Origin of the sequence: Accumulibacter sp., from assembly GCF_023806565.1 — a bacterium.
Taxonomy (GTDB): domain Bacteria; phylum Pseudomonadota; class Gammaproteobacteria; order Burkholderiales; family Rhodocyclaceae; genus Accumulibacter.
This window is the reverse complement of the sequence record NZ_JAMTDV010000026.1, coordinates 1-24,883: the sequence shown is the minus strand read 5'-3', so window position 1 is coordinate 24,883 and position 24,883 is coordinate 1. Positions and strand designations below refer to the sequence as shown.

27 protein-coding genes are annotated in these 24,883 nt (G+C 65.5%); 16 read left to right on the top strand and 11 right to left on the bottom strand.

The genetic code is table 11. The features are described from left to right. Genes NFV80_RS03355 through NFV80_RS03330 form a run of 6 tightly spaced genes read left to right on the top strand, consistent with a single transcriptional unit; the run spans position 1 to position 5,156 of the window. Positions 1–795 carry an enoyl-CoA hydratase/isomerase family protein gene (locus NFV80_RS03355; RefSeq protein ID WP_295328275.1) on the top strand — a complete coding sequence of 265 codons (795 nt, stop codon included), beginning with the start codon at positions 1–3 and terminating at the stop codon, positions 793–795. Between the two features lie 54 nt (positions 796–849). Next, positions 850–2,880, top strand: a complete 2,031-nt coding sequence (locus tag NFV80_RS03350) for an acetyl/propionyl/methylcrotonyl-CoA carboxylase subunit alpha (RefSeq protein ID WP_295328273.1) — start codon at positions 850–852, stop codon at positions 2,878–2,880. Further along, positions 2,877–3,797: a hydroxymethylglutaryl-CoA lyase gene (locus NFV80_RS03345; protein WP_295328271.1), complete on the top strand. Its 921-nt coding sequence runs from the start codon at positions 2,877–2,879 to the stop codon at positions 3,795–3,797. Before NFV80_RS03350 ends, NFV80_RS03345 begins: the two co-directional genes overlap by 4 nt. Next, on the top strand, positions 3,794–4,048 hold the full coding sequence (locus tag NFV80_RS03340; protein WP_295328269.1) for a DUF1289 domain-containing protein: 255 nt from the start codon (positions 3,794–3,796) through the stop codon (positions 4,046–4,048). The genes NFV80_RS03345 and NFV80_RS03340 overlap by 4 nt, the downstream gene beginning before the upstream one ends. A 2-nt stretch (positions 4,049–4,050) precedes the next feature. Next, on the top strand, positions 4,051–4,242 hold the full coding sequence (locus NFV80_RS03335; RefSeq protein WP_295328267.1) for a DUF1289 domain-containing protein: 192 nt from the start codon (positions 4,051–4,053) through the stop codon (positions 4,240–4,242). Beyond that, the gene (locus NFV80_RS03330; protein ID WP_295328265.1) at positions 4,242–5,156 is read left to right on the top strand and encodes an MBL fold metallo-hydrolase; all 915 of its coding nucleotides are present in this window, start codon (positions 4,242–4,244) and stop codon (positions 5,154–5,156) included. The genes NFV80_RS03335 and NFV80_RS03330 overlap by 1 nt, the downstream gene beginning before the upstream one ends. Positions 5,157–5,732: 576 nt before the next feature. On the opposite strand, the gene NFV80_RS03325 is transcribed toward NFV80_RS03330, so the two are convergent. From NFV80_RS03325 to NFV80_RS03315, 3 genes are all read right to left on the bottom strand, one after another. Further along, complete coding sequence (locus tag NFV80_RS03325; protein WP_295328263.1) at positions 5,733–6,506, bottom strand: hypothetical protein; 774 nt, start codon at positions 6,504–6,506, stop codon at positions 5,733–5,735. Between the two features lie 236 nt (positions 6,507–6,742). Continuing rightward, positions 6,743–6,961 (bottom strand): hypothetical protein, encoded by a 219-nt coding sequence (locus tag NFV80_RS03320; RefSeq protein WP_295328261.1) that lies wholly within the window; start codon positions 6,959–6,961, stop codon positions 6,743–6,745. A 5-nt stretch (positions 6,962–6,966) separates the two neighbouring features. Continuing rightward, positions 6,967–7,848, bottom strand: a complete 882-nt coding sequence (locus tag NFV80_RS03315) for a S8 family serine peptidase (protein ID WP_295328259.1) — start codon at positions 7,846–7,848, stop codon at positions 6,967–6,969. A gap of 706 nt (positions 7,849–8,554) precedes the next feature. On the opposite strand from NFV80_RS03315, the gene ilvB reads away from it, so the two are divergent. Both ilvB and ilvN read left to right on the top strand, forming a co-directional pair. Then, the gene (gene ilvB / locus NFV80_RS03310) at positions 8,555–10,237 is read left to right on the top strand and encodes an acetolactate synthase large subunit (protein WP_295328257.1); all 1,683 of its coding nucleotides are present in this window, start codon (positions 8,555–8,557) and stop codon (positions 10,235–10,237) included. 3 nt (positions 10,238–10,240) lie between these two features. Beyond that, positions 10,241–10,549, top strand: coding sequence for an acetolactate synthase small subunit (ilvN, locus tag NFV80_RS03305; protein WP_295328255.1), 309 nt, complete (start codon positions 10,241–10,243; stop codon positions 10,547–10,549). A gap of 64 nt (positions 10,550–10,613) precedes the next feature. Here the strand turns inward: ilvN and NFV80_RS03300 are convergent, their stop codons facing one another. Further along, on the bottom strand, positions 10,614–12,017 hold the full coding sequence (locus tag NFV80_RS03300) for a hypothetical protein (RefSeq protein ID WP_295328253.1): 1,404 nt from the start codon (positions 12,015–12,017) through the stop codon (positions 10,614–10,616). 251 nt (positions 12,018–12,268) lie between these two features. On the opposite strand from NFV80_RS03300, the gene NFV80_RS03295 reads away from it, so the two are divergent. The 5 genes from NFV80_RS03295 (at position 12,269) to NFV80_RS03275 (ending at position 15,315) form a co-directional block, all read left to right on the top strand. Beyond that, positions 12,269–12,595, top strand: coding sequence for a hypothetical protein (locus NFV80_RS03295; protein WP_295328251.1), 327 nt, complete (start codon positions 12,269–12,271; stop codon positions 12,593–12,595). Positions 12,596–12,883: 288 nt separating this feature from the next. Beyond that, a complete protein-coding gene (locus NFV80_RS03290; RefSeq protein ID WP_295328249.1) occupies positions 12,884–13,168 on the top strand; it encodes a DUF2282 domain-containing protein in 285 nt (94 codons plus the stop codon). A gap of 26 nt (positions 13,169–13,194) precedes the next feature. Then, the gene (locus NFV80_RS03285) at positions 13,195–14,037 is read left to right on the top strand and encodes a DUF692 domain-containing protein (RefSeq protein ID WP_295328247.1); all 843 of its coding nucleotides are present in this window, start codon (positions 13,195–13,197) and stop codon (positions 14,035–14,037) included. Then, the gene (locus NFV80_RS03280) at positions 14,021–14,818 is read left to right on the top strand and encodes a DNA-binding domain-containing protein (RefSeq protein WP_295328245.1); all 798 of its coding nucleotides are present in this window, start codon (positions 14,021–14,023) and stop codon (positions 14,816–14,818) included. Before NFV80_RS03285 ends, NFV80_RS03280 begins: the two co-directional genes overlap by 17 nt. Further along, entirely contained in the window at positions 14,815–15,315 is a 501-nt protein-coding gene (locus tag NFV80_RS03275; protein ID WP_295328243.1) for a DoxX family protein, read from the top strand. The genes NFV80_RS03280 and NFV80_RS03275 overlap by 4 nt, the downstream gene beginning before the upstream one ends. Positions 15,316–15,384: 69 nt before the next feature. Here NFV80_RS03275 and bioC read toward each other — a convergent pair whose 3' ends face one another. Both bioC and bioB read right to left on the bottom strand, forming a co-directional pair. Continuing rightward, positions 15,385–16,272: a malonyl-ACP O-methyltransferase BioC gene (gene bioC, locus NFV80_RS03270; protein ID WP_295328240.1), complete on the bottom strand. Its 888-nt coding sequence runs from the start codon at positions 16,270–16,272 to the stop codon at positions 15,385–15,387. 138 nt (positions 16,273–16,410) lie between these two features. Then, the gene (gene bioB / locus NFV80_RS03265) at positions 16,411–17,400 is read right to left on the bottom strand and encodes a biotin synthase BioB (RefSeq protein ID WP_295328237.1); all 990 of its coding nucleotides are present in this window, start codon (positions 17,398–17,400) and stop codon (positions 16,411–16,413) included. A 90-nt stretch (positions 17,401–17,490) separates the two neighbouring features. Between bioB and NFV80_RS03260 the strand changes: the two genes are divergently transcribed. Next, complete coding sequence (locus NFV80_RS03260) at positions 17,491–18,174, top strand: ComF family protein (protein WP_296757831.1); 684 nt, start codon at positions 17,491–17,493, stop codon at positions 18,172–18,174. A gap of 16 nt (positions 18,175–18,190) precedes the next feature. Here NFV80_RS03260 and NFV80_RS03255 read toward each other — a convergent pair whose 3' ends face one another. From NFV80_RS03255 to NFV80_RS03245, 3 genes are read right to left on the bottom strand one after another with little or no spacing between them, the layout of a single operon-like run. Beyond that, on the bottom strand, positions 18,191–19,087 hold the full coding sequence (locus NFV80_RS03255) for an adenylate/guanylate cyclase domain-containing protein (protein WP_295328231.1): 897 nt from the start codon (positions 19,085–19,087) through the stop codon (positions 18,191–18,193). Continuing rightward, positions 19,084–19,971, bottom strand: coding sequence for a tRNA 2-thiocytidine(32) synthetase TtcA (ttcA, locus tag NFV80_RS03250; protein WP_295328229.1), 888 nt, complete (start codon positions 19,969–19,971; stop codon positions 19,084–19,086). Before ttcA ends, NFV80_RS03255 begins: the two co-directional genes overlap by 4 nt. Before the next feature lie 27 nt (positions 19,972–19,998). Beyond that, positions 19,999–20,736, bottom strand: a complete 738-nt coding sequence (locus tag NFV80_RS03245) for a pteridine reductase (RefSeq protein WP_295328226.1) — start codon at positions 20,734–20,736, stop codon at positions 19,999–20,001. A gap of 126 nt (positions 20,737–20,862) precedes the next feature. Between NFV80_RS03245 and NFV80_RS03240 the strand changes: the two genes are divergently transcribed. Further along, entirely contained in the window at positions 20,863–21,705 is an 843-nt protein-coding gene (locus tag NFV80_RS03240) for a hypothetical protein (RefSeq protein WP_295328223.1), read from the top strand. A 15-nt stretch (positions 21,706–21,720) separates the two neighbouring features. Then, positions 21,721–22,905, top strand: coding sequence for an SAM-dependent methyltransferase (locus tag NFV80_RS03235; RefSeq protein ID WP_295328221.1), 1,185 nt, complete (start codon positions 21,721–21,723; stop codon positions 22,903–22,905). Between the two features lie 96 nt (positions 22,906–23,001). On the opposite strand, the gene NFV80_RS03230 is transcribed toward NFV80_RS03235, so the two are convergent. Both NFV80_RS03230 and NFV80_RS03225 read right to left on the bottom strand, forming a co-directional pair. Next, complete coding sequence (locus NFV80_RS03230) at positions 23,002–24,225, bottom strand: multifunctional CCA addition/repair protein (RefSeq protein WP_295328219.1); 1,224 nt, start codon at positions 24,223–24,225, stop codon at positions 23,002–23,004. A gap of 18 nt (positions 24,226–24,243) precedes the next feature. Beyond that, positions 24,244–24,883 (bottom strand): glutathione S-transferase family protein (locus tag NFV80_RS03225; RefSeq protein ID WP_366143399.1); only part of this gene is annotated, 640 nt, incomplete at its 5' end.

Below are 24,883 nucleotides of genomic sequence, written 5' to 3'. Positions count from 1 at the left end.
ATGAGCGAGTATCAATCCATACTGACCGAAATCGACGGCAACGTCGGCATACTGACGCTGAACAAGGCGCAGCGGCACAATGCCTTCGACGAGCGACTGATTGCCGAGATCACCGATGGCCTGCGCGAACTCGAGGCCGACGCGCGTGTTCGTGCGGTCGTCCTCTCCTCTACCGGCAAGAGTTTCTGTGCCGGCGCCGACCTCGACTGGATGAGGCGCGTCGCCGCTTGCAGTCCCGAGGAGAATCTGCGCGACGCCAGGAGGCTCGCCGAGTTGCTGTCGACGCTCAACGAGCTGTCGAAACCGACGCTCGCCCGCGTCCAGGGTCCGGCCTACGGTGGCGGGGTCGGGCTGATCGCGGCCTGCGACATCGCCATCGGAACCTACGACGCCGTGTTTGCGCTGAGCGAAGTCAAGCTGGGGATCATTCCGGCGGTGATCAGCCCGTACGTGTTGGCGGCGATCGGCGAGCGCTACAGCCGCCGCTACATGCTGACCGCCGAGCGTTTCTCGGCTGCCGAGGCCTACCGGATCGGCTTGCTGCACGAGCTCGTTCCCGGCGAGGAACAGCTCGACGAGGCGATCTTCGAAATCGTCGACAGCCTGCTGGCCAACGGTCCGCGCGCGCAGGCCGAGTGCAAGGCGTTGATCCGCGTCGTTGCCGGTCAGCCGATCGACGCCGAGACGATCGACGAGACGGCGCAACGCATTACCCGCGTGCGCGCCAGTGCCGAGGGGAGGGAGGGACTGGCGGCCTTTCTCGAAAAACGGCAGCCCGACTGGGCCAGCGACTGAGATGCTGATCACCGGGGACGGGGGCCAGCTAATCAACCGGCGAAAGGTTGCTCGATGTTCAGCAAGATTCTGATTGCCAACCGTGGCGAGATTGCCTGTCGTGTGATCCGCACCGCTCGCCGGCTGGGCGTGCGCAGCGTTGCCGTCTATTCCGAGGCAGATGCCGACGCCCGCCACGTGCGCATGGCCGATGAAGCGGTCTGCATCGGTCCGGCCGCAGTCCGCGAATCGTATCTGGTCGGCGAGCGGATCCTCGATGCCGCGCAACGGACTGGCGCGCAGGCCATTCACCCGGGCTACGGCTTCCTTGCCGAGAACGACCGCTTTGCCGACGCCTGCGCCGCCGCCGGAATCGTCTTCATAGGCCCGCCGGCCGCGGCGATCCGCGCGATGGGTTCGAAATCCGCCGCCAAGACGCTGATGGACGCCGCCGGCGTACCCCTGACGCCGGGCTACCACGGCGAAGAACAGGAGCCTGCCTTCCTGCAAAGGCAGGCCGAAGCCATCGGCTACCCGGTGCTGATCAAGGCGACTGCCGGGGGTGGTGGCAAGGGCATGCGCCTGGTCGAGAAGGGCGAGGACTTTGCCGCTGCGCTGGCTTCGTGCCAGCGTGAAGCGATCTCCTCCTTCTGTTCCGGCCAGGTGCTCCTCGAGAAATATCTGTGGCGTTCGCGCCACATCGAAATCCAGATATTTGCCGATGGCCGGGGCAACTGCGTGCATCTCTTCGAGCGCGACTGCTCGGTGCAGCGCCGCCACCAGAAGGTGCTGGAAGAGGCGCCGGCCCCCGGAATGACCCCGGAACGGCGTGCCGCGATGGGTCGGGCCGCGGTCGATGCGGCGAGGGCGGTCGGCTACGTTGGCGCTGGTACGGTCGAGTTCATCGTCGGCGATCGCTTTGCGCAGGATGGCAGCTTCTACTTCATGGAGATGAACACGCGCCTGCAGGTCGAGCATCCGGTGACCGAAATGATCACCGGCCAGGACCTCGTCGAATGGCAGTTGCGCGTCGCCAGCGGCGAGCCGCTGCCGCTCCGCCAGGATCAGCTCGACATCCGCGGGCACGCGCTCGAAGCGCGCATCTATGCCGAGAATCCCGAGCAGGATTTCCTGCCCTCGACGGGGCGCCTGCTGCACCTGGCGCGGCCGGCCGAAAGTCTCAACGTGCGCGTCGATACCGGCTTTGAACAGGGCGACGAAATCACCCCTTACTACGACCCGATGATCGCCAAGCTGATCGTCTGGGATGTCGATCGCCATGCGGCGCTGGCACGCATGCGGCAGGCGCTGGCCGATTACCGCATCGTCGGTGTTGTCAACAACATCGGTTTTCTCTCGCGCCTGGTGGCCTGTCCTGCCTTTGCCAACGCCGACCTCGATACCGGCCTGATCGAACGCAGCCGCGGTCTCCTCTTTCCACTCCCCAGCGAACCGCCGAACAGCGTATTCTTTGTCGCCGCAGTCGCCGGCCTGCTGCGCGAGCAGGCCGCGGCGTCCGCCCGGGCCAGCCAATCGGGCGACCCGTGGTCGCCGTGGAGCCGACACGACGGCTGGCGTCTGAACCTGCAGCCACGACGCACGCTGACCTATCGCTGCGGCGACAGCCGGCACGAAGTCGTCGTCGCGAATGTCGCTGATGGCTGGCGACTGACCTTGGGTAACGAGACGGTTCTGGCGCGTGGCCGGGTGCTCGACAGCGGCCAGTTTGCTGGTCAACTCGCGGTGGAACTGGACGACCGCCGCCTGGTGGCCAGCGTGGTGGTGCTGAAGGAAAAGCAGGAACGCCACGTCTTCCTGAATGGCATGAACTACGTCATCGTGCGCGACGATCCGCTGCATCTCGTCGAAGCCGGTGGTGCGCACGGCGGCGGCTTGACGGCGCCGATGCCCGGCAAGGTCATCGCCCTGCTGGCGGCGGTCGGCCAGCGGGTGGAAAAGGGAGCGCCGCTGCTGATCCTCGAAGCGATGAAAATGGAGCACACGATCACCGCGCCGAAGAACGGTCGCGTACAGGCTTTCCGCTACGCAGCCGGCGAGCAGGTGGCCGATGGCGACGAACTGGTCGATTTCGAGGTGGAGCGATGAGCTTGCCGCAACGGGTGAAGCTGGTCGAGGTGGGGCCGCGCGATGGTTTGCAGAACGAGAAGCGGATCGTTCCGACGGCGGTCAAGATCGAACTGATCGAGCGACTGGCCGATTCCGGACTGTCGGTGATCGAGGCGACTTCCTTCGTGTCGCCGCAATGGGTGCCGCAGATGGCCGACAACTCCGAGGTCCTGCGTACGCTGCTGGCAAACCCGCGGCGGCCGGAAGTGTCGTATCCTGTACTGACGCCGAACCTCAGAGGTTTCGACGCTGCCGTCGAGGCAGGCGCAGAGGAGGTGGCGATCTTCGCAGCGGCTTCGGAAACCTTCTCGCAGAAGAACATCAACTGCAGTATCGCCGAGAGCCTGAAGCGCTTCGCCGCCGTGGCCGACGCCGCCAGCGCCCTCGAAATCCGGTTGCGCGGCTACGTCTCGTGCGTCGTCGCCTGTCCCTACGAGGGCGCTGTCGATCCGGAGAAAACGGCCTGGGTGGCGGAACGGCTGTTCGCCATGGGCTGCCACGAGATTTCGCTCGGCGATACCATCGGCGCCGGCACACCGGCATCGATCCGGCGGATGATCGAGGCGTGCGGAGCGGTCGTGCCGATCGACCGGCTGGCGGGCCACTATCATGACACCTACGGGATGGCGATCGCCAACATCTACGCATCGCTCGAACTCGGCATGGCGGTGTTCGACAGTTCGGTCGCCGGACTCGGCGGCTGCCCCTACGCCGTCGGCGCCAGCGGCAACGTGGCCAGCGAGGACGTGCTCTATCTGCTGCAGGGCCTGGGGATCGAATGCGGCGTCGAGATGGGAAAGCTGCTTGCCGCCGGCGAGTTCATTTCCGCTCACCTCGGGCGCGAACCGGCGTCGAAGGTGGCGCGCGCGCTGCTCGCCAGGCAGAGTGCCGGATGAGTACCACCAGTCCGGGAGGGCTACAGGTGCCGCAGCCGGTGGCATCGCCCTGCATCAATATCTGCCGGATGGACGAACAGACGGGACTGTGCCTGGGCTGCCTGCGGACGATCGGGGAGATCGCGATGTGGAGTCGGGCGACAGCCGATCAGCGCCTGCAGATCCTGCTGGCGATCGAGCGCCGCCGCGTCGAGCACGATCCGCTCGGCGGCGCCTGGGGGGGCGAGTTGCGTGGTGAGTGCGAGCGTTGACCATGAGCGAAACCGAGGACGAATACCTTTGCGTCGGCATCTGCATGCCAGACCCCGATTCCGGCTACTGCCTCGGCTGCGGCCGTCCGCCGCTGCCGGTTTCGCCGGCTCGCCAGGGGATCGTCGTCGAGGAAATGCGGCCGCAGAGAATTTGCGACGAACCGCCAGACGGCGATCCGCCGCACCGGAACTGATGCTTCCCGCGAGCCTGCTGGTCCTCGAGCGCGGCTGGCTGTCGTCGAACAACGTGCTCTTCCTCGAGGGCGGGCAGGCGGCGCTGATCGACAGCGGCTACGTGACGCACGCCGCCCAGACGGTCGCCCTGCTCGCAAGCGCGCTGGCCGGCCGGCGCCTGACCCGGCTGCTGAACACCCACTCGCATTCCGATCACATAGGCGGCAATGCCGCGCTGGCCGATGCCTTCGCTTGCCAGGTGATCGTTCCCCAAGGCATCGACGCGACGATTGCCGAGTGGGATCAGGAAGCGCTGCTGCTCTCGCCGCTGGGCCAGTCGGCGGCGCGCTTCCGCCACGATGCGACACTCGCCGCCGGCGAGGAAATCGAACTCGGTGGCCTCAACTGGCGCGCCATCGCGGTGCCCGGGCACGACATGGACGCGCTCGCCTTCCACAACCCGGAGCGTCGCCTGCTGATCTCGGGCGATGCCTTGTGGCGCAACGGCTTCGGCGTGATCTTTTCGGAACTGCTCGGGCACCCCGAGGACGGCGGCGGGCTGAAAGCTGCCCGCGACACGCTGGATACGCTCGCCCGCCTGCCGGTCGACGTGGTGATCCCGGGTCATGGCGCACCGTTCGTCGACGTCGATGATGCGTTCGAGCGCGCCTATCGGAAACTTGCCGCTTTCGAACAGGATGTCGAGTTGCTGGCGAGGCATGCGCTCAAGGTGATTCTCGCATTCGCCCTGCTCGAACGGAGGCAACTCCGGCGCGCCGATCTGCCCGATTTCCTTGCCGGGCTAAGCTTCTGCCGGAGCGTCAATGCGCGCTATCTGAACCACAGCAACGAGGAACTGGCGCGATGGCTGGCGCGGGACCTGATCCGGGTGGGAACGCTGCGCGAGGTCGATGGCGTGCTGCTGGCCGCCTAGCGGCAGTGTCCGGGAGTTCGTATCCCGACACACCGCATGGGAAACGCTGCACTTACAGGAAACCTCGCGCCCATTCACTGAACGTTCTTAACCAAAAGGCCACCACCACGGCTTTTTCTCTTCTTTACATCTCAACCAGCACTTCGCAAAATTGTCGCCAGCGGTGCCGGCACATTTGCTCTTGGCGTCGTCATCTAAGAGCAGGTTACACAAACGGTTGTCTGCTCGATACCAGAACCTGCAGTCTTCGACACACTCGTCGAAAGCGCTCGCGCCCGATCCCGCGCCACTGCCCCCACCCCCGCTTCCGCCATCGCTCCCGGCCCAAGGCGGCCGGTTGTCGCCCAGGAACCACGGCGGTCGGTCATCTCGCGGTGGAGGGTGAAAGTGGATGGGCGGTTGATCGTGAGTGTCGCTCGGGTCGGGCATTTCCATCTGTGGTGCGATCGGCTCGCCCGCAGCGGCTGCGAGTGGTGAAGCGCAGTGATGCCTGGTCGTCGGGTGGAGCGATGCACTCGCGGTGAACCCGGGTATACGCATCTCGGTCATTTCAGATCTCCCGGTTCCCGATCACGGCTAGAAGTCGAAGCACGGCGAAAGCTTGGTCACGAGGAACGGAAACTCCTCGCCAATGTCGACGCGAACCGAAAACTTCTCCGTGAAATCGGTGTTGCGATTGGTATACGAAAAGATGGCATCGACGATCCTGCGCGTACCGCTCAGCGCCGATGGACGCACTTCGACCCTGGTCAGCGAAAAGTCGCGGCCGAATTGTTCGGCGGCTTTCCAGTAGATCGCCGGATAGCGCATCGCGAGATAGTTCAAGGCACGGTGCTCGTCGCTCGCCCCGGCGTTGTCGGTCAGTTGCATGATGCGGTGGAACAGCTCCCTGGCCGCCGGTTCGAAGCGCTCGGCGAGCGCGGCCTCTGGGCGCGGAATGGCCTTGACCAGGGCGTCGCAGTCGAACGAATAGATCTGGTCGAAGGCCACCAGCGGGACCATCAGCCCGTTGCACATTTCCGGTGGTGCAATCGGACCGCGAACGCCGATCACGACGTCGATGTCGTTGGCGCTGCGATCCGGATGGATCGCGTCGACCAGCAGATCGATATCGGCGAGTGCGCGCGGTTGCAGCAGATAGGTCTCCAGCCCCTGGATGCGAAGGACCCAGCACAACTGACGAACCAGGTAGCGATTCTCGTGCTTCGAGAGAACGGTGTAGAAGGTCTGCTGATCCGTCTTGCCGGCGGTATCCGCCCGTCCGGCCGCCTGCGCGAATTCCTTTTCCGAGGACAACGTCGGGAAACGGGCCTCGACGCGCCCGACCGCATATACGTAAGAGGCTACCAATCGACCATTTGGACTGATGTCGGCAAGCTGCCCACAGCAGGCGGGTCCGTCTGCTGCCTGTGGTGCGATCGACCTCTCTGCGCCTGCCCCTCGTGAAAGTTCGCCGGAACGTGCGTCGCTTGCGCTGTCCGGCCAACCTGATGACGGAGTCTCCCGTTGTTCATCCATGCCTACCCTCCTTCGGTTGACAGACGGTTGCGTACGCTGAAAATGCCGGCTCGCAACCAAAGCCGTTCCTACCTGCCTTTCCGCGAGCCGGTGAAAGCGAGCCAGCGGTTGAGTACAGTTGCACGGTGTTCGCAGCTGTCGCAAGCGGTCACGCCAAGGTACGAGGTCGCCCTTTTGATCACCTCGCCGAGGCCGACCGGCTCCTCGCCCATGAACCCCGGCAGACGTATCTGGTGGCGCGAAAACTCCTCCTTGTCGGCGGCTTCGCCGCCACTCGCCGATGACATTCAATTCACCTCCTCCCTGTTGCTGTCTGCAAGATTCGGTGGGCCGCAGCGGCGTCCAGTAGCGGTGGGACGACCGCAGGCCTGCGTGCGCCATGCGCATTGGCCAGCGCCAACTTGATCTCCGCTGCCGTCGCGGCGGGGAACTCGGAACAAAGGAGCGCAATCGCACCGGTCACGAAAGGCGTGGCCACACTCGTTCCGCCCAACTCCAGCGGCTGCCCTTGCGCACCAAGACTCGTGATTGCTTGCCCCGGGGCAGCGAGGCCGCGCCTGCCGATCGAACTGCCGAGATTGGAATCGTTGGTCGGGTGTCCGCGCCGGTCGCAGGCTGCTACCGGCAGCACCCATGCGTGACGGGTGATCGGGGAGCTTCCGAGGGTGCCCTGATTCCCCGCGGCCGCGACCACCAGTACGCCTCGCCGCAGTGCCTGATCAAGCGCGTTATCGAGCACCTGCTCGTCCCGTACGGACGCAGAAGCAACCGCGAGGCTCAGGTTCACCACTCTCGCACCTGCGTCGATGCACTCGATGATGGCTGCCGCGAGCTCCCAGGCCGCTGCTCGCGGCATCAATTCCGTTCCGCGAGGCGTCTCGGCAAAGATCGGGCGGACCAGCAGGATGCAGCCCGGACAAATGGCGGGGGCCGGCGAACCCCGCTTGCCGGCCAAGATTCCGGCGATGAAAGTCCCATGCAGGCAGGCGACACTGCTCGGCCGCGAGCATGCGCCGGCGAAGCTTCCAGAAAGCTCGCTGACGTTCTCGCTCACCAGGTCGGGATGGCGGGCGAGGACCGGACCATCAATCAGTCCGATCCTTACGCTGGACCTACCGGCGGTCCGCTCCATCAGGCTGCTGAGTCCCACCAGTTCCAAAGGAGTTACAGGCATCAGGCGCTACTCCTTGGCAATCCGTGCTCTTCCGGCACGGCCGAGCTTCCAGTGTCCGCAGCTCGGCAACAGGCCCTCGGATCATAGCCGGCGAGACCATATCCGGCTCTCTCCGGTCCCCGGGATCTGCTGATGCATCCTGCAAGGCTGCAGCCGCCGGCCTCCAACAGTACGCCACCCTGCCCGCGAGCGTGCCGTGACTCGACCACTGGCTCCGCCGCTTTGTGGCAGGTTGCGCAGGCAAGCGCATCAGTATCTGACGTCTCAACAACGTGGTTCAGTCTAGCAGATGCTCATCGGTATTCAAGGAAGGTGGGACCTCGATCCCCGCAGCGCCTGTCCGCAAACGCTGCCCGCAAATGCTTGCTTGCAATTCTCGCCGGACTCGATTCTAATCAGGCCTTCGCTGTGATGACTTTCTGCCGACGACGATGCTCCATTCCGCCCGTTCCGTTGATGCCCATTCCCGCGTCTCTGCCGAGCTGATTCCGGCCAGAGCCGCAAGTGCCGTCGCGCATGGTGAATTGGCGCTCGTCGTACGCCTGGTAGGCGTAGGACCCGACACACCGTCGAGGGCCGGAAACCGATAAGTCGCAACAGCCGACAGCAGATTCCAGAAACCCCCGCCGGTGTGAGCCGAGCGGGGGTTTCGCTTTTTCCGACCAAGGCCTGGTGACAGGCGGCAGCTCTTCCTGAGGAGAATATCTTGTCCAGACAACCCCCTGAAACCCTGACCGGAGCCCAGATCGTCGTTCGCCTGCTCGAACGGCAGGGCGTTCGTACGCTGGCCGGCATCCCCGGCGGCGCCATCCTGCCGATTTACGATGCCCTGTCGAAGTCGTCGCAGATCCATCACGTGCTGGCGCGGCACGAACAGGGCGGTGGTTTCATTGCCCAGGGAATGGCGCGCGCGACCGGCGTGCCGGCGGTCTGCATGGCGTCTTCGGGTCCCGGAGCGACCAATCTGCTGACCGCGATTGCCGACGCCAAGCTCGACTCGATTCCCCTGGTGGCGATCACCGGGCAGGTGCCCAAGGCGATGATCGGGACCGATGCCTTTCAGGAAGTCGATACCTACGGCCTGAGCATTCCAATCACCAAGCACAATTTCCTGGTCGGTTCGGCCGACGAACTGACGAGCGTCATCCCGCGCGCCTTTCGCATCGCCGCTTCCGGGCGTCCCGGGCCGGTGCTGGTCGACATTCCGAAGGACGTGCAGAATCAGCTCGTCGAGATCGACGAATGGCCCGATCCCGGTGGCGCGGATCCCGTTCCGGCGCCGGCCGCTGATCGGATCGCGCAGGCGGCGGCGATGATCGACCAGGCAGCGCGGCCGATTCTCTACCTGGGCGGCGGCGTCGTGCATTCCGGAGCTGCTGCCGCCGCCGTGGCGCTCGCCGAAAAGGCTGGTCTGCCGACCGTGATGACCTTGATGGCGCTCGGCGCGATGCCGGTCGACCACGCCTTGTCGCTGGGCATGCTCGGCATGCACGGAGCGCGCTGCACCAACCTGGCTCTCGACGAGTGCGACCTGCTGATCGCTGTCGGCGCCCGCTTCGACGACCGCGCGACCGGCAAGGTGGCCGGCTTCTGCCCGCAGGCGAAGATCATCCACATCGACATCGATCCCTCCGAGCTCGACAAGATCAAGACTGCGCACGTCGGCATCGCCGGTGACGTCGGCGCGACACTGCAGATGCTGCTGCCGGCGATCGCGACGAGCAAGCGCAGCGACTGGCTGGCGCGCGTCGCCAGCCTGAAGGCGCGGCATCCGCTGCGCATGCCGGGAATCGACGACCCGCGCACACCGTATGGCCTGATCCGTGCGGTGGCCGATTGCCTCGACGACGAGGCGACGATCACCACCGACGTCGGCCAGCACCAGATGTGGGTCGCGCAGGCGTATCCGCTGCGCCGGCCGCGGCAGTGGCTGACCTCGGGCGGCCTCGGCACGATGGGCTTCGGCGTGCCCGCAGCGATTGGCGCGGCCCTCGCCGAGCCACAGCGGACGGTGGTCTGTTTCACCGGCGACGGGAGCATCCTGATGAACGTGCAGGAACTCGTGACCGCGGCCGAAGAGGGCGTCAATGTCAAGATCGTGTTGATGAACAACGCCTCGCTGGGCCTGGTTTTCCAGCAGCAGACGCTGTTCTATGGCGAGCGCATCTATGCCTCGCAGTTCAAGGGCATGCCCGATTTCATCCGGGTCGCCGAGGGCTTCGGCGTTGCCGCCGTCGATCTCGACCGCCAGAGCGATCCGTTGGCAGCGCTGGCCAGCGCCCTGGCGACGCGAGGCCCGCAGTTGATCCACGCCAGCATTGCGCTGCACGAACAGGTATTGCCGATGGTGCCGCCGGGCGCGGCCAACAAGGAAATGATCGGAGGCTGAGCGATGAACTCGATTTCAGGAACGGAGAATCAGGCAGTGTCGCGCACCGTGCTCGAACTGGACGTCAATAACCACCCGGGAGTCATGTCGCACGTCGTCGGCCTGTTCTCCCGACGCGCGTACAACGTCGAAGGAATTCTCGTGATGCCGGTCGGCAACGGCGAGACCAGCCGTATCTGGCTGCTGGTCAACGAGGACGAGCGTCTGGAGCAGATGGTCAGGCAGGTCGAGAAACTCGAGGACGTGCTCACCGTGCACCGGCACGGTGCCGAGCACGAGGTGTTCGTGCGGCTGGAGGAATTCTTCCGCTGAACCCGGTTTTCGTGCGCCGGTTCGGCAGGCGGCGATTCTCCGGGCGCCTCTCCCCTCGACGGATTCATCGCCCGTCTGCCGGGACGCCGGTCTCTTCCCAGGGCAGATTCCGGGTCAGCAGAACGTTCAGCAGATTGTCCTGAAAGTTGATGTTGCCGGTGAGTTGGTCGTGCTCCTCGCAGAGGAAGAAGAAGTAGGCGATCGGCATGACGCTTTCCTCATGCTGCGGCGCGGTCGGATCGAGCGTCCCGCGCGCCAGCAGCGAGGGCTTGGTGACGCGGCCGTCACCGGGTTCGAGCATGACCTGTTCCAGCGCCGCCGCCGCAGTGCGGTCGGCGACGTCGGCCGCGTGCAGGCGAGTGCGCAGCACGCCGCTTTCGTCCTCGAGCGCGATGCGCGCCGGCGTGAGGGCGCAGTCACCACCGAAGAGGACGTAGCGGATCGGCGTTGCCGGCTCGGGGGTCGACAGCATCCACAGGAATCGCCGCGCGCGCTCGAGGCGGAAGGCGAAATACCGCTGCAAGGCAAAGCGACGCGCCTCGCCATCGGCGCCGTAGCGCGCGTCGATGCGCGCTGCCGCGGCAGGATCGAATACGCTCCAGCCGTAACGTTGCCAGGTGTCGGCATCGAACAGGTCGTCGGCCAGCGCTTCCCCTTTCGCGTTGATCAGCCAGTCGGCGAGTGGATGTGGAAAGAGCTGATAGCCACTCGGCATGGTTGCCAGCAGTTCGGGGAGCATGCGCCGGAATCCGATCGGCTCGCCCTCGATGTACGCGTGCAAGGCCGACACTGCTCCGAAGTTCGGCGTGCCGAGGAGGATCAGCTTGCGCACACGCTGGGCGCCGTACAGCGTGATCAGCGAGGGATTGCCATCGAGCACGTCGACCGGGCCAAAGCGCAGGTAGTAGCGGGCGACCAGTCCGCCCATGCTGTGCGCGACGATATCGACGCGCAGTTCGGGGTCGCCGTAGTCCTCGCGGATATTGTCGATCAGCCGTTCGAGTCCCTTGGCCTGTTCCACGTTGTCCTGTCGCCAGTCGTACGGGAACAGGTAATAGAGGCGCTGTCCCTTCTTCGGTCGCATTCCCGGGGTCGCCCGCTCGTAGCCACCGAAGCGGACCAGCATGTCGACGATCGGGCGATAGAAATCCTTGCCGAGGACTGCCTCGGCGATGTCGAATGCCTCGAGGTCGTCCGCTCTTGCCTGCAGGGTTGCAGGATCGAAATCGAGCGCGAGATCGCTGTAGTCGTCGAACAGAATGCGATCCCACGTCCCCGGCCAGACTTCGACGCCGGTCGAACGACGACGGAGTTTCGAGCCGAACAGACCGGGAATCAGGATCACCGGAGTTTCGTCGGGTGAGACCGAGGCAACGCGATACATGCGCGCAAGATCGGGTCGCGACGGCATGCTGCAGGCAGTGAGCAGCAGGGCGAGCACGCAGACGCGAACGAAGGGAAAATCCATGCAAGCGCTTCCGGCAGAAGGGACGACAGGGACGCCGCACCAGCGGAGGATCATAGGCGAAGTCCGGGCGACGGGCCATACTCCTTGCCGTGCAACGGTGGATTGACGGCGGCTGGCATGCTCGGACATACTTTGCCAGGTGGCGGCGGCGCTTCCGCGAGGCGCGCGCAGTGCGGCCCACGTGCTGGTGTGCCGACTCGCGCGGATTGAGGGGAACCGGCTTTTGCGCAGCGAAACGGAGGGCGACGAAGATGCCGACACATAGCCGCTACTTTGCCTGGCTCATCCGTCATGCCCTCGTGACCTTTGCCCTGATGACCATGGCTTTCGTCGTCTTCGGCATGCTGACGCTGGACCTGGTCAAGTACGTCGCTGCCAACGCCAGTTTTCTGCTCGAGTACGGCGTGGTCGCCTTGTTCGACGGTGGCCTCCTGCAATTCGCCGAGCTCTGGCTGGAGGCATTGCTCGCCCTCGGCGCCTATCTCGTCTTCAAGCTGTGCGAGCAGGCGCTGCTGCAGCGGATGATCAACGCGCAGTACAGCCGGCGCGACAGCGAGGGTGGTGACCCGCGCGACTAGCTCGACGCCGCAGCGTCGCGGCTGATCCGGTGGCCAGGCCGGCAGGATTTCGGCGCCGGCAGCGCGACAGGGAACCGGAAGCGAATTGACCTTGTCTCGCAGTCGACCTGCTCTGCCTGTAAGGATTTCGTCGAGCAGGCGACAAACGCTGCAGGAAGGAACGGAATTCCTCGTCACCAGGCAGCGGACAACAAGTGTAAGGATCGCTGTCTCGTTCCGACCAAGCAGCGGGAGGTCTTTCCCGCCAGTCCATCCTCAGATCAACGTCACACCGTAAGGAGAATACCCATGACCAAGACCCTCAACCATACCGTTGCCACCGCCGCGATCGCCTCGCTGCTCGCCCTGGGCGCCACCGGCACCGCCGTCGCCGCAGACAAGGAGAAGTGTTACGGCATCGCCAAGGCCGGCCAGAACGACTGCGGCGGCAAGTATGCCAAGCATGCCTGTGCCGGACAGTCGAAAGTCGACAACGACCCGAATTCCTGGAAGTACGTCGAGAAGGGCAGTTGCGAGAAAATGGGCGGCAAGCTCCAGGCCGCCGGCGAAGCCATGAAGGACAAGAAGGGCTGAGACCCGCGAACCAACCGGAGCCAGCCATGTCGCCCCCCGTCCACACGACACTGCCGCTGCAGGCCGGTATCGGCCTGCGCGCCCCGCACCACGCCGAAGTGCTTGCACGGCGGCCCGCGGTCGGCTGGCTCGAAGTCCACTCGGAGAATTTCTTCGCCGGCGGCGGCCCCGCCCTGCACCTGCTGGAGAATCTCCGCCGCGATTATCCATTGAGCCTGCACGGAGTCGGTTCGTCGCTCGGATCGGGCGACGCTGCCGACCGGCACCTCGCAAAGCTCAAAGCGCTGGTCGACCGGATCGATCCGGCGGCGGTATCCGAACACCTGTGCTGGTCGTCGGTGGATGGCCGGCACTTCAACGACCTGCTGCCGCTGCCCTACGTCGAGGAGTCGCTGGACGTCGTCTGCGAGCGCGTGGACGCGCTCCAGAATGTGCTGCGGCGGACCATCCTGGTCGAGAACATCGCGAGCTACGTCGCCTTTGCCGATTCGACGATTCCCGAATGGGAATTCGTCGCCGAGGTGGCCCGGCGTACCGGTTGCGGCATCCTGCTCGACGTCAACAATGTCCATGTGTCGGCGTCCAACCATGGTTTCGACGCGCGTCGCTACCTCGATGCCATGCCGCGCGCCGCGGTCGGAGAAATCCACCTGGCCGGCTACGACGACTGCGACGACTTCCTCATCGATACGCACGGGCGGCCGGTACAGCCGCCGGTCTGGCAACTGTACGAGGCTGCACTGGCGCGCTTCGGCCCGCGTCCGACGCTGATCGAGTGGGATACCGACGTGCCGCCGCTGGCAGTCCTGCTGGCCGAGGCGGCGCGAGCCGAAAGCCGTCTGCGGGGGGCGCATGTCCGCGCGGCCTGAGGCGATCGACCTGCTGGCGACGGCGCGCGAGTTCGCTGCCGCCATTCTCGGCGGTCCGGAGGCGGCGACGCCGCTGCTCGATCGTCTGCACGGCACGCATCGGCAGAACCTGAACCGGCTTGCCGCTTACCATCGCAACGTCGTCGGCAACCGTATCGCCGCTTTGCGTTCGACGTATCCGAAAGTCGTCGAGCAACTCACGGCAAATGGTGGCGAAGAGGCGTTCGCAGGTCTCGCGCGCGATTTCGCGCTGTCCCACGACGCCACGTCGGGTGACCTCAACGAATATGGCGAGGATTTCGCCGACTGGCTTTCGGGTACGGCCGCCGCCGACACGCTGCCCTGGCTGCCCGACCTGGCGCAGCTCGAATGGGACGCGCAGACTGCCTGGTACGCGGCCGATTGTCCGCCGCTGGACTTCGCTGCCCTGGCCGCGGTTCCCGCCGAACTGCACCGGCGCCTGCGCTTCCGGCTGGCCCCCGCGTTCCACGCGCGCTCGTCGGCGTGGCCGCTCGCCGAGCTTTGGTCCGGGAGCGCGTTGGCCATCGTGCCGCAGCAGCAATGGCTGTGGATCGTTCGCCCCGGCGACCTCGTTCACGTCGTAGCCGTCAGCGCGGCGGACTTCGCCTTCATCGCCGAACTGGCCAATCAGGCGACCCTGGCCGAAGCCATCGCAACCACTGTGCGCAGGCACGAAAACTTCGACGTTGGCCATGCCCTGGTCCGCGCCGCTGGACTCGGCCTGCTCGCGGGATTTCATCTATCAGGAGAATCCCCATGAATCCGATCCTGCAAGCCGATTCTGCCGACCGTGTACAGGGCGGGGAAAGCATCGTGAAACGCCTGACCAGCCTTGCCCGGGAGGTCATCGACCGCATCGAGCGTTGGCTCACTCCGCTTTTCGACCTCGCCATCCGCCTTTACGTCGGCTGGCAGTTCGTCAAGTCGGGTTGGTTGAAAGTCAGCGACTGGGAGTCGACGATAGCGCTGTTCGAAAACGAGTACCATGTCCCACTGCTCTCGCCGCAACTGGCGGCGGTCATGGGCAGCGCAGGCGAACTGCTGCTGCCGGTACTGCTCTGCCTCGGCCTAGCCGGTCGCTTCGGTGCCGCCGGGCTGTTCGTGGTCAATGCCGTCGCCGTAGTTTCCTACCCGGATCTCTCCGAACTCGCTTACGCCGATCACCTACTCTGGGGTTGCCTGCTGCTGGTCACGGTATTCCACGGACCCGGTCGGCTGTCGCTCGACCACTGGTTGCAGGCACGCTGGTGGCGCTGAGGGGCGTATCGACAAGCGAGGCGTGCGTGACGACTCACGTCGGCCGCTTCTGCAGGGCTTGCTGTCGGATCAGCGCGCGCGCTGCTTGGGATCGAAGCGCACGATCTCCCGCCCGTCGGCGGCTTTTTTCGGCTGTGCCTTCCAGGCGTGTCCGTAGACGACTTCGATCGTCGCCGGCAGGCGGCCATCACGGATCAGCCGGTCGTACGCCGCCCGCGCTTCGCTCCATGCGGCACGGCCCGTCAGGCCATGCCTGCGGCAGCGCATCGCACAGCTCGAGCCGCTGCGGCGGAGATCGGCGAACAGGTCGTCCAGCCTGGCGTAGGTCAGCGTGAGCACCTCGGCATCCATCACCGGGTCGGCGAAGCCGCAATGGAGGAGCATGTCGCCGTAGTCGTGCATGTCGGTGAAGCGCTGGGTGTGGGCATGGCCGTCGTCGAAGCTGGCGCGCAGTTCCTTGAGGGTATCGGGCCCCAGGGTCGAGAACATCAGCAGCCCGTCGACTGCGAGCAGCCGATGCATTTCTCGGAACGCAAGCAGCGGATCGTCGAGCCAGTGCAGCATCAGGTTCGACCAGAGCAGGCCGATCGACTGGGACGCGAGCGGCAGCGAAGCTGCGTCGGCCGCCAGCAGCGCCGGCCGGTTGCCGCGCAGAAACGGCAGCAGCCAGCGCAGGCGCGAGCGTTGCACCTGGCCGGCGCGCAGCATCGGCTCGCTCAGATCGACTCCGATCAGCGATGCCGCGGGATAACGCTGGTGCAGCGCAGCGAAACTGGCGCCGGTGCCGCATCCGAGATCGAGCACGCGCTGCGGCTCGATCCGCACGTAATCGAGCCGCTCGAGCATGCGCTTGCCGATTTCCCGCTGCACCGCAGCAGCCTCGTCGTAGGTCGCCGCCGCACGGGCGAAATTGCGGCGGACCTGGCGCTGCTCGACGGACTGTGCCGCGGCCTTCATCGGCGACGGCAAGATTCAATGTGAAAGTCGCGTCAGCGACTCACGAATCTCCCCTCTCCCCGTTGTGGGAGAGGGGTCGGGGGAGAGGGAAGCGGTCATGGCTTTCCTGATTGTGGGTGTCTGAAACAGCCATGACCGTTAGATCGGCCGCAACCCCAGCTTCGCGAACAGCGTTTCGTCACGATCGGCTTCCGGATTGCCGGTGGTCAGCAGCTTGTCGCCGTAGAAGATCGAATTGGCTCCCGCCAGGAAACACAGCGCCTGCAGTTCTTCACTCATCTCCTGCCGGCCGGCAGAGAGCCGCACGAAACTTCGCGGCATGGTGATGCGCGCCGCAGCGATGGTGCGCACGAACTCGAAGTGGTCGATCGGCGCGACATTGGCCAGAGGCGTTCCGGGAATCGGGACGAGATTGTTGATCGGTACCGATTCCGGCGGCGGATCGAGGTTGGCGAGCTGGGTGATCAGGGCCGCGCGGTTCCTGCGCGATTCGCCCATGCCGATGATTCCGCCCGAGCAGACCATGATGCCCGCTTCGCGCACCTGGCCTAGGGTATCGATGCGGTCGGCGTGCTTGTGCGTGGTGATCACCTGTCCGTAGAACGACGCGTCGGTGTCCAGATTGTGGTTGTAGTAGTCGAGTCCCGCTTCCTTGAGCTGGTCCGCCTGACCATCCTTGAGCATGCCCAGGGTGACACAGGTCTGCAGGCCCAGCCCCTTGACGGCGCGAATCATTTCGGTGACTTTCTCGAGATCCCTGTCTTTCGGGCCTCGCCAGGCAGCACCCATGCAGAAGCGCGAGGCGCCCCGATCCTTGGCCGCCTGCGCCGCGGCGACCACTTCATCGAGCGGCAGCAAGGATTCGCGTTCCGTCTCGGTGTGGTAGCGTGCAGCCTGCGAACAGTAGCCGCAGTCCTCCGAGCAGCCGCCGGTCTTGACGGAGAGCAGCGTCGAGCGTTGAATTTCGTTGGCGTCGAAATGCTGGCGGTGTACCTGTTGCGCACGGAAAATCAGGTCCATCAAGGGCAGCTGGTAAAGCGCCTCGACTTCGGCGACGATCCACCGGCCGCGGCTGGCTGGCGCCGCGTCATCGGGAGTGAGCGTGGCGGCTTGAGGAATTGCATTCATGGGATGTGAACCTAAGGGTTGGGGTGGGCCCGCCGGCGGATATCGGCAACGAGCATGGCAAGAGTCTCCATCTTAACGCAAACCGCCGGATTGGTCCGCAGATCGTTCGCCGCCCTGTTGGCGCAGGACTGTCTGCTGTGCGGCGCGGAGAGCGCAGCGAGCCTCCTCTGTGCGGCCTGTCAGGAGGACTTGCCGCGCCTTCCCGACACCCGTTGTCCTTGCTGTGCGCTGCCGACGCCGCGCGGCGAAGTCTGCGGCCAGTGCCTCGCGCGGCCACCGCACTACGATTCCACCGTCGCCGCGTTTCGCTACTCGTTCCCGATCGACAAGCTCGTGCAGTCGTTCAAGTACGGTCATCGCCTGGCACTCGGCGGCTACTTCGGTCGCCAGCTTGCCGCCATCGCTGATGGCGGCCTCGGGGCGGATCTGATCGTGCCCCTGCCGCTGCACCCCGTGCGCTTGCGTGAACGCGGCTTCAATCAGGCGCTCGAGTTGGCCCGTCCACTCTCCAGGGCATGGCGAATCCCGATCGATGCGCGCAGTTGCCGCCGCATCCGCCACACTGCGGCGCAGGCGGACCTGCCGTGGCGGGAAAGAGCGCGCAACGTGCGCGGAGCGTTCGACTGCGCGTCCGATTTCACCGGCAAGCGCCTGCTGCTGATCGACGACGTGATGACGACCGGCTCCTCTCTCGACGAACTGGCGAGGACGGTGAAACTGCACGGTGCCGCAGAGGTCATGCTGCTCGTCGTAGCGCGCGCCCTGCCCAACTGACGGCGAACACAACTGCTCAGACGTGTTCGAATTCGGCGATGTCTGCGCTCGGGCTACCGGCAGAGGCGGCGAAGGAAATCACCCCGCTGCCCCGCAGGACGAATTCCTCGTGCCGGACAAAAAGCTCGGATTCGCCGTGAACGGTGACGAAGGTGCCATTGGTGCTGACGTCCTTGAGCACGAACTGGTCGCCCCGCCGCTCGATCAGCGCATGCTGTCGCGATGCGCGACGGTCGCGGACGATGATCTCGCAGTCCCCGTCCCGTCCCATGTGCAGACTTTGCCGGTGCTTGTCGAGCAGCTTCACCGAGCGTCCGTAGCGCACGCACAGTCGCAGCTCGCGCTCCTTGACCGCGGTGGGCACCTCGACGACCGGCCGTGCGGGCTCGGGCCGGTGCTCATGCCAAAGTACTTCAAAAATCTGTTGTTCGCCAGCACGGTTGGCAGCTGGTCCGTTCGCCAGTGGCCGCGTCGATTCCCGCAGACTCGGCGAGAGCAGTGTCCGCGTTTCGTGGTTGGTCAGAATCTGTCCGGCGCCAGCCAGTCCCGCCAGGCACTCGGCGGTGTTCACACAGTCGCCGATGAACTCGCCGCCCGCCTCGACCACAGGGCCGTGATGGAAACCGATCCGGATCGCCAGCTGAACGCCGGAAATCGGCGGCAGGTCGGCTATCCGCCGCTGCATGGCGATCGCCGCCTGGCACGCATCGTTGACGTTGTCGAAAATCGCCATGACGTCATGCCGGCCGCTGCGGACGATTCGCCCGTGAAAACCGTCGATGCCCCGGCTCATGCGCTTCAGGCAGCGCTCCACCGCGTGCAGCGCCTCGGTTCCCCCAAGCTTCTCGAACAGTCGCGAACTCCCGGCAACTGCCGCCAGCACTACCGACTGCATTTCTTCTCTGCCGCTCATGGCGTCACCACCTCCAGCGGCATCACTGCCGACGGTCGTTGCAGCGCAGGCAGCGATGGCTCATCGAACAGTTCGTCGCCACCACCCATTGCGCTCGGGCCGCTACGCGGACGCAGCCCCTTGAAATCGAACAAGGCGTGGTCGGCGAGGTGCGAGGGGACAACCTTCTGCAACGCCGAGAAAACCGACTCGCTGCGTCCCGGGTAACGCTGGTCCCAGTCGGCCATCATTTCCCGGATCTTCTGGCGCTGCAGATTCTGCTGCGAGCCGCAGAGATTGCAGGGAATGATCGGGTAAGCCATGCCGCGTGCAAAGCGCGCGATGTCCGCTTCGCTGCAGTACGCCAGCGGTCTGATCACGACATGCGCGCCGTCGTCGGTCACCAGTTTCGGCGGCATCGCCTTGAGCCGCCCACCAAACAGGAGATTGAGAAAGAAGGTGTGGACAATGTCGTCGAGATGGTGGCCGAGCGCGATCTTGTTTGCCCCGAGTTCTTTCGCGGTACGATAGATGACGCCACGGCGCAGGCGGGAGCACAGGGAGCAAGTGGTCTTGCCCTCCGGAACCTTGCTCCTGACCACGGCGTAGGTGTCCTGTTCGACGATCCGGTAGTCGACGCCGATTGCTGTCAGGTAGGTCGGCAGCACTTCCGCCGGGAAACCCGGCTGCTTCTGGTCGAGGTTCATCGCGATCAGGCGAAAGTCGACCGGCGAGCGTTCGCGCAGGGCCATCAGCAGCGACAGCAGCGTGTAGGAGTCCTTGCCGCCGGAAATGCAGACGAGAATGGTGTCGCCGTCCTCGATCATGCGGTAGTCGGCGATCGCCTTGCCGGCCTTGCTTTCCAGGCGTTTCTGCAGGCGCAGCAGGGTGTTCGACAGTTTCAAGGGGGGTCTCTCCAGTGGCCGGACCGATTACAGGTGCGCGCTACGACCGCCATCGACGTTGATCACTTGCCCGGTCACGTAGGTCGCTTCCTCGAGCAGGTAGTGTACCGCTCGCGCGACGTCGTGCGGGCAGCCCGCGCGCTTGAGCAGGGTGTGTTCGACGATCGCCGCTCGCTCGGCGTCGTCGAATATCTCTCCTTCCGGCCACAGGATCGGCCCGGGGGCAACCGCGTTCACGCGCACCCGTGGTCCCAGTTCGATCGCCAGCGCCCGCGTCAGGCCCAGCAGGCCGGCTTTCGCCGCACAGTACAGCGGATAGCCGGCGAGCGGACGTTCCGCATGGATGTCGGTGACATTAACCACGGCGCCACGTGCCGCCAGCAAATGCGGCGCAGCCGCCTGGGTCAGGAACAGCGGTGCCTTGAGGTTGCTGCCGATGAGATCGTCCCACGCCGCCTGGCCGATGCTGCCCAGCGGCGTGGCGAAGAAGCTCGATGCGTTGTTTACCAGGGCGTCGAGGCGACCGAAACGATCGACCGTCCCGGCTACCAGCCGGGGCAGAGTGTCCACATCCCGCAAGTCGGCCTGCAGGCATGCTGCCGAAGCAGATCTGCGGGCGTTCAGTTCGGCTACCAGGGCCTCCGCAGACGCCGACGCCCGATGATAGTGCACCATGATGCTGGCTCCCGTGGCGTGCATTTCGCGCACGATCGCGCTGCCCAGCCGCCGCGCAGCGCCGGTGACCAAGATCGTTTTTCGGCTCATCCCGGGTTTTCGGCAAACATCCTCAACGGTCTGATTTTAGCGGATTCCTGCCTCTGCTTCCGGAAAATCCGCGCATTTCGCCGTGGCGGCGGTAAACTGCGCAACTCGACGGTCGGGAAGAGATGCATGAGCAAGCTGGACACCCCACTCGATGCCGAACATCTGGCGAAGCTTGCCGAGCGCGTCGCTCGGCTTCCGGCTGCCGACGCCGAGTGGGTGGGAATCCTGCTGGAAGAAGTGCTGCGCGCGCGCGCTCACGAAGCGGCATTGCTCGCTGGTCGGCTGAGCGGTGGTCAGGGGCGCGCTCAGCTCGATGGCGAACTCGACGATGAATCGGCGCAACTCATTCTCGACACGGCGGCATGGCTGAAAGCGCTGTGGAACGACGGCTACATGGGAGCTGGCAACTTCCGCTCGTCACCACGTTCGGACTTTCCGACAATCGACCTCGAAGACGTACGCAAATCATCGCTTTTTGCCCGTATTCGCCAGGGCAAGTGCGCCCTCCCCTTCGCTCCGCCGACCCGGCACGGTTTGCCCTGGCACGAGTTGCTCGACGGTGAGACGCATGCGGTCGAGGCGGAGATCCTTCACGACGAAACCGGCGTGCCGCTAGCGGCGATCATCGAAGCATGTGCCGAGTGGCAAGTCGTCGCCGAACGAATTCCGGATCGGCAATACCTGGTCCAGCATCAGGGCAAGGGCCCGGTCTATCGACTTTGTCTGGACGGTAGCGGTGCTGGCGAACTGCGTCGCGAGCCACCCGCGTTGACCAGTACCATCGCCTTGCACGGGCGTGAAGGCTTTCACGGATACACTCTGGAATGGCGCGCCGACGACGGTCGCACGCAGTTGGTACCCTTGCGCGCAGCGACCTGGGAGCGCGCCGAATCCGAGGCCGAGCACTGGTTGGCGAAGAGGCACCCGGAAATGTACGGGCGGGTCCGCTTCGAACTGCGGGACGAGTAAGCGCGAGCGGCCGTCATGCTGACCGATGGCCGCCGAGCGGCAGCGCCACTGCCTGCAGCGAGTGCCGACGCGCTCGCCAGCAGTTCGGCACTGAGCAGCCACATTGCCGCCTGTATCGCGGCTGCTGGCGGCTGGATCGGCTTCGACCGCTTCATGGAGCTCGCGCTGTACGCGCCGGGGATGGGCTATTATGCTGGCGGCGCGGACAAGTTCGGTAGCGCGGGAGACTTCGTCACCGCGCCGGAACTGGGCCCGGTTTTCGCCCGGACTGTGGTTGCGCAGGTTGCACAGTTGCTCGCCGTCAGCGCGCCAAATGTGATCGAGGCAGGCGCCGGGAGCGGAAGGCTTGCCGCCGATCTGCTGCTCGAACTCGAAGCACGCGGCCAACTTCCCGACCGCTATGGCATCCTTGAACTCTCCGGCGAATTGCGGGCGCGACAGCGGGCGACGATCGGCCTGCAGGCACCGCGTCTGCTGCCGCGAGTGCACTGGCTGGAACACTTGCCCGAGCGTTTCGACGGACTGGTGCTGGCCAACGAAGTGCTCGATGCGATGCCCGTGCATCTGGTGGTCTGGAACGCGGATGCGATCTGCGAGCGCGGGGTTGGCGTCGAAGATGGCCGGTTCGTCTGGTGCGATCGCGTCGCCGACGGCTGCCTGCGCGAGCGCGCGCTGGCGCTGGCCAGCGACCATGCGCTGCCCCCCGGCTATTTGAGCGAAGTCTCGTTGCTGGCGCCGGCCTGGGTGGCGCAATGGGCATCGATTCTCGGGCGTGGCGCACTGCTGCTGATCGACTATGGCTTTCCCCGCCGCGAGTACTACCACGCGCAGCGCGACACCGGTACGCTGATGTGCCACTATCGCCAGCATGCGCACGGCGAGCCCTTCTACTTGCCGGGCCTGCAGGACATCACGGCGCACGTCGACTTCACGGCGCTAGCCGAGGCCGGTTGCGCTGCCGGTCTGGACCTCCTGGGCTACACCACGCAGGCGAGCTTTCTGTTCAATTGCGGGTTGACCGAGGTTCTGGCGAGAACGCCGGCGAGCGATCCCCGGCGCTACCTGCCGCTGGCCAGCGCGGCGCAGAAGCTGGTTTCACCCGCGGAGATGGGCGAGCTTTTCAAGGTGATGGCCCTCGGCAAGGGAATCGACGAGCCGCTGATCGGCTTCGTCCGCGGCGACCGCAGCGTGACGCTGTAGCACGGACTACGTGTCCTCGTCGAGCGAGCCGCAGCAGGGGCCGAAGACCCGGCAGCGTCGCTTGGCGACTGTCACCACCAAACAAGCGGACCGTACTCAGTCCGTGGGCGTCGAGAGCGCGTTCTTGACCGCCGCAACTCTCGCCTCGTGCAGGCGCGCGGCGATCTGGCCGCGATCGCCACAGGAGCGCGCGATCGCCGCCGCATCGACCGCGCGCAGCGCTGCCAGTGCCTGGCGGAAGAGCTGCGGCGCCGGATAGGGGACTTCCTGCCAGCCCTGGCGACCGTGGAAGTCGCAGGCACAAGCGTCCAGCAACTGTTCGAAGCGGTGTGGGCGACGCAGGGCGTCGGTGCCTGCCAGCAGCCTGACGATCGTCGCCGCCGTCAGCTCCGGGCCGCGATGCACGTCGCCATGGTAACGCGCCACCAGCAGAGCCAGATCGCGGCATTCGACCGGTACCTTGAGGCGGGCGCAGACTGCGCCGGCCAGTTCGACACTGCGCGCTTCATGCCCGGGATGACGCGGCAGGTCGGCGGCGGGCGTGCTGCCCTTGCCGAGATCGTGCAAAAGGGCTGCCCAGCGCACGGGCAGCGGGCAGGCGCGCCGGGCCGACTGATCGACGACCATCATCACGTGTATTCCCGTGTCCACTTCCGGGTGACAGTCGGCGCGCTGCGGGACGCCGAACAGGCGGTCCACCTCGGGCAGCAGCCGGGCCAGCGCGCCACCTTCGCGCAGGGCTTCGAACATCCGCGACGGCCGGTCTTCCAGCAGACCCCGGGCCAGTTCCTGCCAGACACGTTCGGCTACCAGATGGTCGACTTCGCCGGCGGCGACCATGTTGCGGATCAGCGCCACGGTTTCGGGCGCCACCGTAAAATCGGGAAAGCGCGCGGCGAAACGGGCCAGCCGCAGGACGCGTACCGGGTCTTCGGCGAATGCCGGGCCGACATGCCGCAGGACGCGCGCGGCGAGATCGCCGATCCCGCCATGGGGATCGATCAGCGAACCGTCGTCGGCGCGTGCGATGGCGTTGATCGTCAGATCGCGGCGCGCGAGGTCTTCGCTCAGCGTGACCTCGGGCGTGGCATGGAAGGCGAAACCCTGGTAGCCGCGACCGGTCTTGCGCTCGGTGCGCGCCAACGCGTATTCCTCGTGCGATCGCGGATGCAGGAACACCGGGAAATCCTTGCCTACCGGCTTGAATCCGCGTGCCAGCATTTCCTCGGGCGTAGCGCCGACGACCACATGATCGCGATCCTTCACCGGCAAACCGAGCAGTTCGTCGCGAATCGCTCCGCCGACCGTGAAAATACGCATGCTGGTCGCGACCAGCGCCTATTGCGCCTCGGCCAATGCCCCGGCCTGCCACTCGCGCATCGCCGGCAGGGCCAGCATGCTTTCGACCCAGGCCTGCGAAGCGGCGGGCAGATCGACTGCGTAGCTGACGAAACGCCAGGCCACCGGCGCGTACATCGCGTCGGCAATCGAGAACGTGCCGAACAGGAAGGGCCCGCGGGTGGCAAAGCGGTTGCGTGCCGATTCCCAGATGTCGACGATGCGGCGGATGTCGGCCGCAGTTTCCGGACTGATCGCCTGGCGCGGTTTGCGCGCGCGAATGTCCATCGGCAGATTCTGACGCAGCGACACGAATCCCGAGTGCATTTCGGCGCTCAGCGATCGTGCCTCGGCGCGCAGCGCGCGCTCGGCAGGCCACAAGGCAGGTGCCAGCTCGGCGAGATATTCGCAGATCGCCAGCGAATCCCAGATCAGCAGGCGCTCAGCGCCGTCGTCGTCGATCAGGCAAGGCACCTTGCCCGAAGGCGAATGGCGGCGAATCTGTTCCCGCGTATCGGCGCGGTCGAGACGAATCGACACCTCGGCGAACGGCAGATCCGCCTGCTTGGCCGCCAGCCAGGGCCGCAGCGACCAGGAAGAAAAATTACGGTCGCCGATGACGAGGGTCAGCATGCCGACG

Excerpts from the sequence above, each read along its gene's own strand:
- NFV80_RS03355 (WP_295328275.1), top strand. The coding sequence starts at position 1 with ATGAGCGAGTATCAATCCATACTGACCGAAATCGACGGCAACGTCGGC.
- NFV80_RS03350 (WP_295328273.1), top strand. The coding sequence starts at position 850 with ATGTTCAGCAAGATTCTGATTGCCAACCGTGGCGAGATTGCCTGTCGT.
- NFV80_RS03345 (WP_295328271.1), top strand. The coding sequence starts at position 2,877 with ATGAGCTTGCCGCAACGGGTGAAGCTGGTCGAGGTGGGGCCGCGCGAT.
- NFV80_RS03340 (WP_295328269.1), top strand. The coding sequence starts at position 3,794 with ATGAGTACCACCAGTCCGGGAGGGCTACAGGTGCCGCAGCCGGTGGCA.
- NFV80_RS03335 (WP_295328267.1), top strand. The coding sequence starts at position 4,051 with ATGAGCGAAACCGAGGACGAATACCTTTGCGTCGGCATCTGCATGCCA.
- NFV80_RS03330 (WP_295328265.1), top strand. The coding sequence starts at position 4,242 with ATGCTTCCCGCGAGCCTGCTGGTCCTCGAGCGCGGCTGGCTGTCGTCG.
- NFV80_RS03320 (WP_295328261.1), bottom strand. The coding sequence starts at position 6,961 with ATGTCATCGGCGAGTGGCGGCGAAGCCGCCGACAAGGAGGAGTTTTCG.
- NFV80_RS03315 (WP_295328259.1), bottom strand. The coding sequence starts at position 7,848 with ATGCCTGTAACTCCTTTGGAACTGGTGGGACTCAGCAGCCTGATGGAG.
- ilvN (WP_295328255.1), top strand. The coding sequence starts at position 10,241 with ATGAACTCGATTTCAGGAACGGAGAATCAGGCAGTGTCGCGCACCGTG.
- NFV80_RS03300 (WP_295328253.1), bottom strand. The coding sequence starts at position 12,017 with ATGGATTTTCCCTTCGTTCGCGTCTGCGTGCTCGCCCTGCTGCTCACT.
- NFV80_RS03295 (WP_295328251.1), top strand. The coding sequence starts at position 12,269 with ATGCCGACACATAGCCGCTACTTTGCCTGGCTCATCCGTCATGCCCTC.
- NFV80_RS03290 (WP_295328249.1), top strand. The coding sequence starts at position 12,884 with ATGACCAAGACCCTCAACCATACCGTTGCCACCGCCGCGATCGCCTCG.
- NFV80_RS03285 (WP_295328247.1), top strand. The coding sequence starts at position 13,195 with ATGTCGCCCCCCGTCCACACGACACTGCCGCTGCAGGCCGGTATCGGC.
- NFV80_RS03280 (WP_295328245.1), top strand. The coding sequence starts at position 14,021 with ATGTCCGCGCGGCCTGAGGCGATCGACCTGCTGGCGACGGCGCGCGAG.
- NFV80_RS03275 (WP_295328243.1), top strand. The coding sequence starts at position 14,815 with ATGAATCCGATCCTGCAAGCCGATTCTGCCGACCGTGTACAGGGCGGG.
- bioC (WP_295328240.1), bottom strand. The coding sequence starts at position 16,272 with ATGAAGGCCGCGGCACAGTCCGTCGAGCAGCGCCAGGTCCGCCGCAAT.
- bioB (WP_295328237.1), bottom strand. The coding sequence starts at position 17,400 with ATGAATGCAATTCCTCAAGCCGCCACGCTCACTCCCGATGACGCGGCG.
- NFV80_RS03255 (WP_295328231.1), bottom strand. The coding sequence starts at position 19,087 with ATGAGCGGCAGAGAAGAAATGCAGTCGGTAGTGCTGGCGGCAGTTGCC.
- NFV80_RS03245 (WP_295328226.1), bottom strand. The coding sequence starts at position 20,736 with ATGAGCCGAAAAACGATCTTGGTCACCGGCGCTGCGCGGCGGCTGGGC.
- NFV80_RS03240 (WP_295328223.1), top strand. The coding sequence starts at position 20,863 with ATGAGCAAGCTGGACACCCCACTCGATGCCGAACATCTGGCGAAGCTT.
- NFV80_RS03235 (WP_295328221.1), top strand. The coding sequence starts at position 21,721 with ATGCTGACCGATGGCCGCCGAGCGGCAGCGCCACTGCCTGCAGCGAGT.
- NFV80_RS03230 (WP_295328219.1), bottom strand. The coding sequence starts at position 24,225 with ATGCGTATTTTCACGGTCGGCGGAGCGATTCGCGACGAACTGCTCGGT.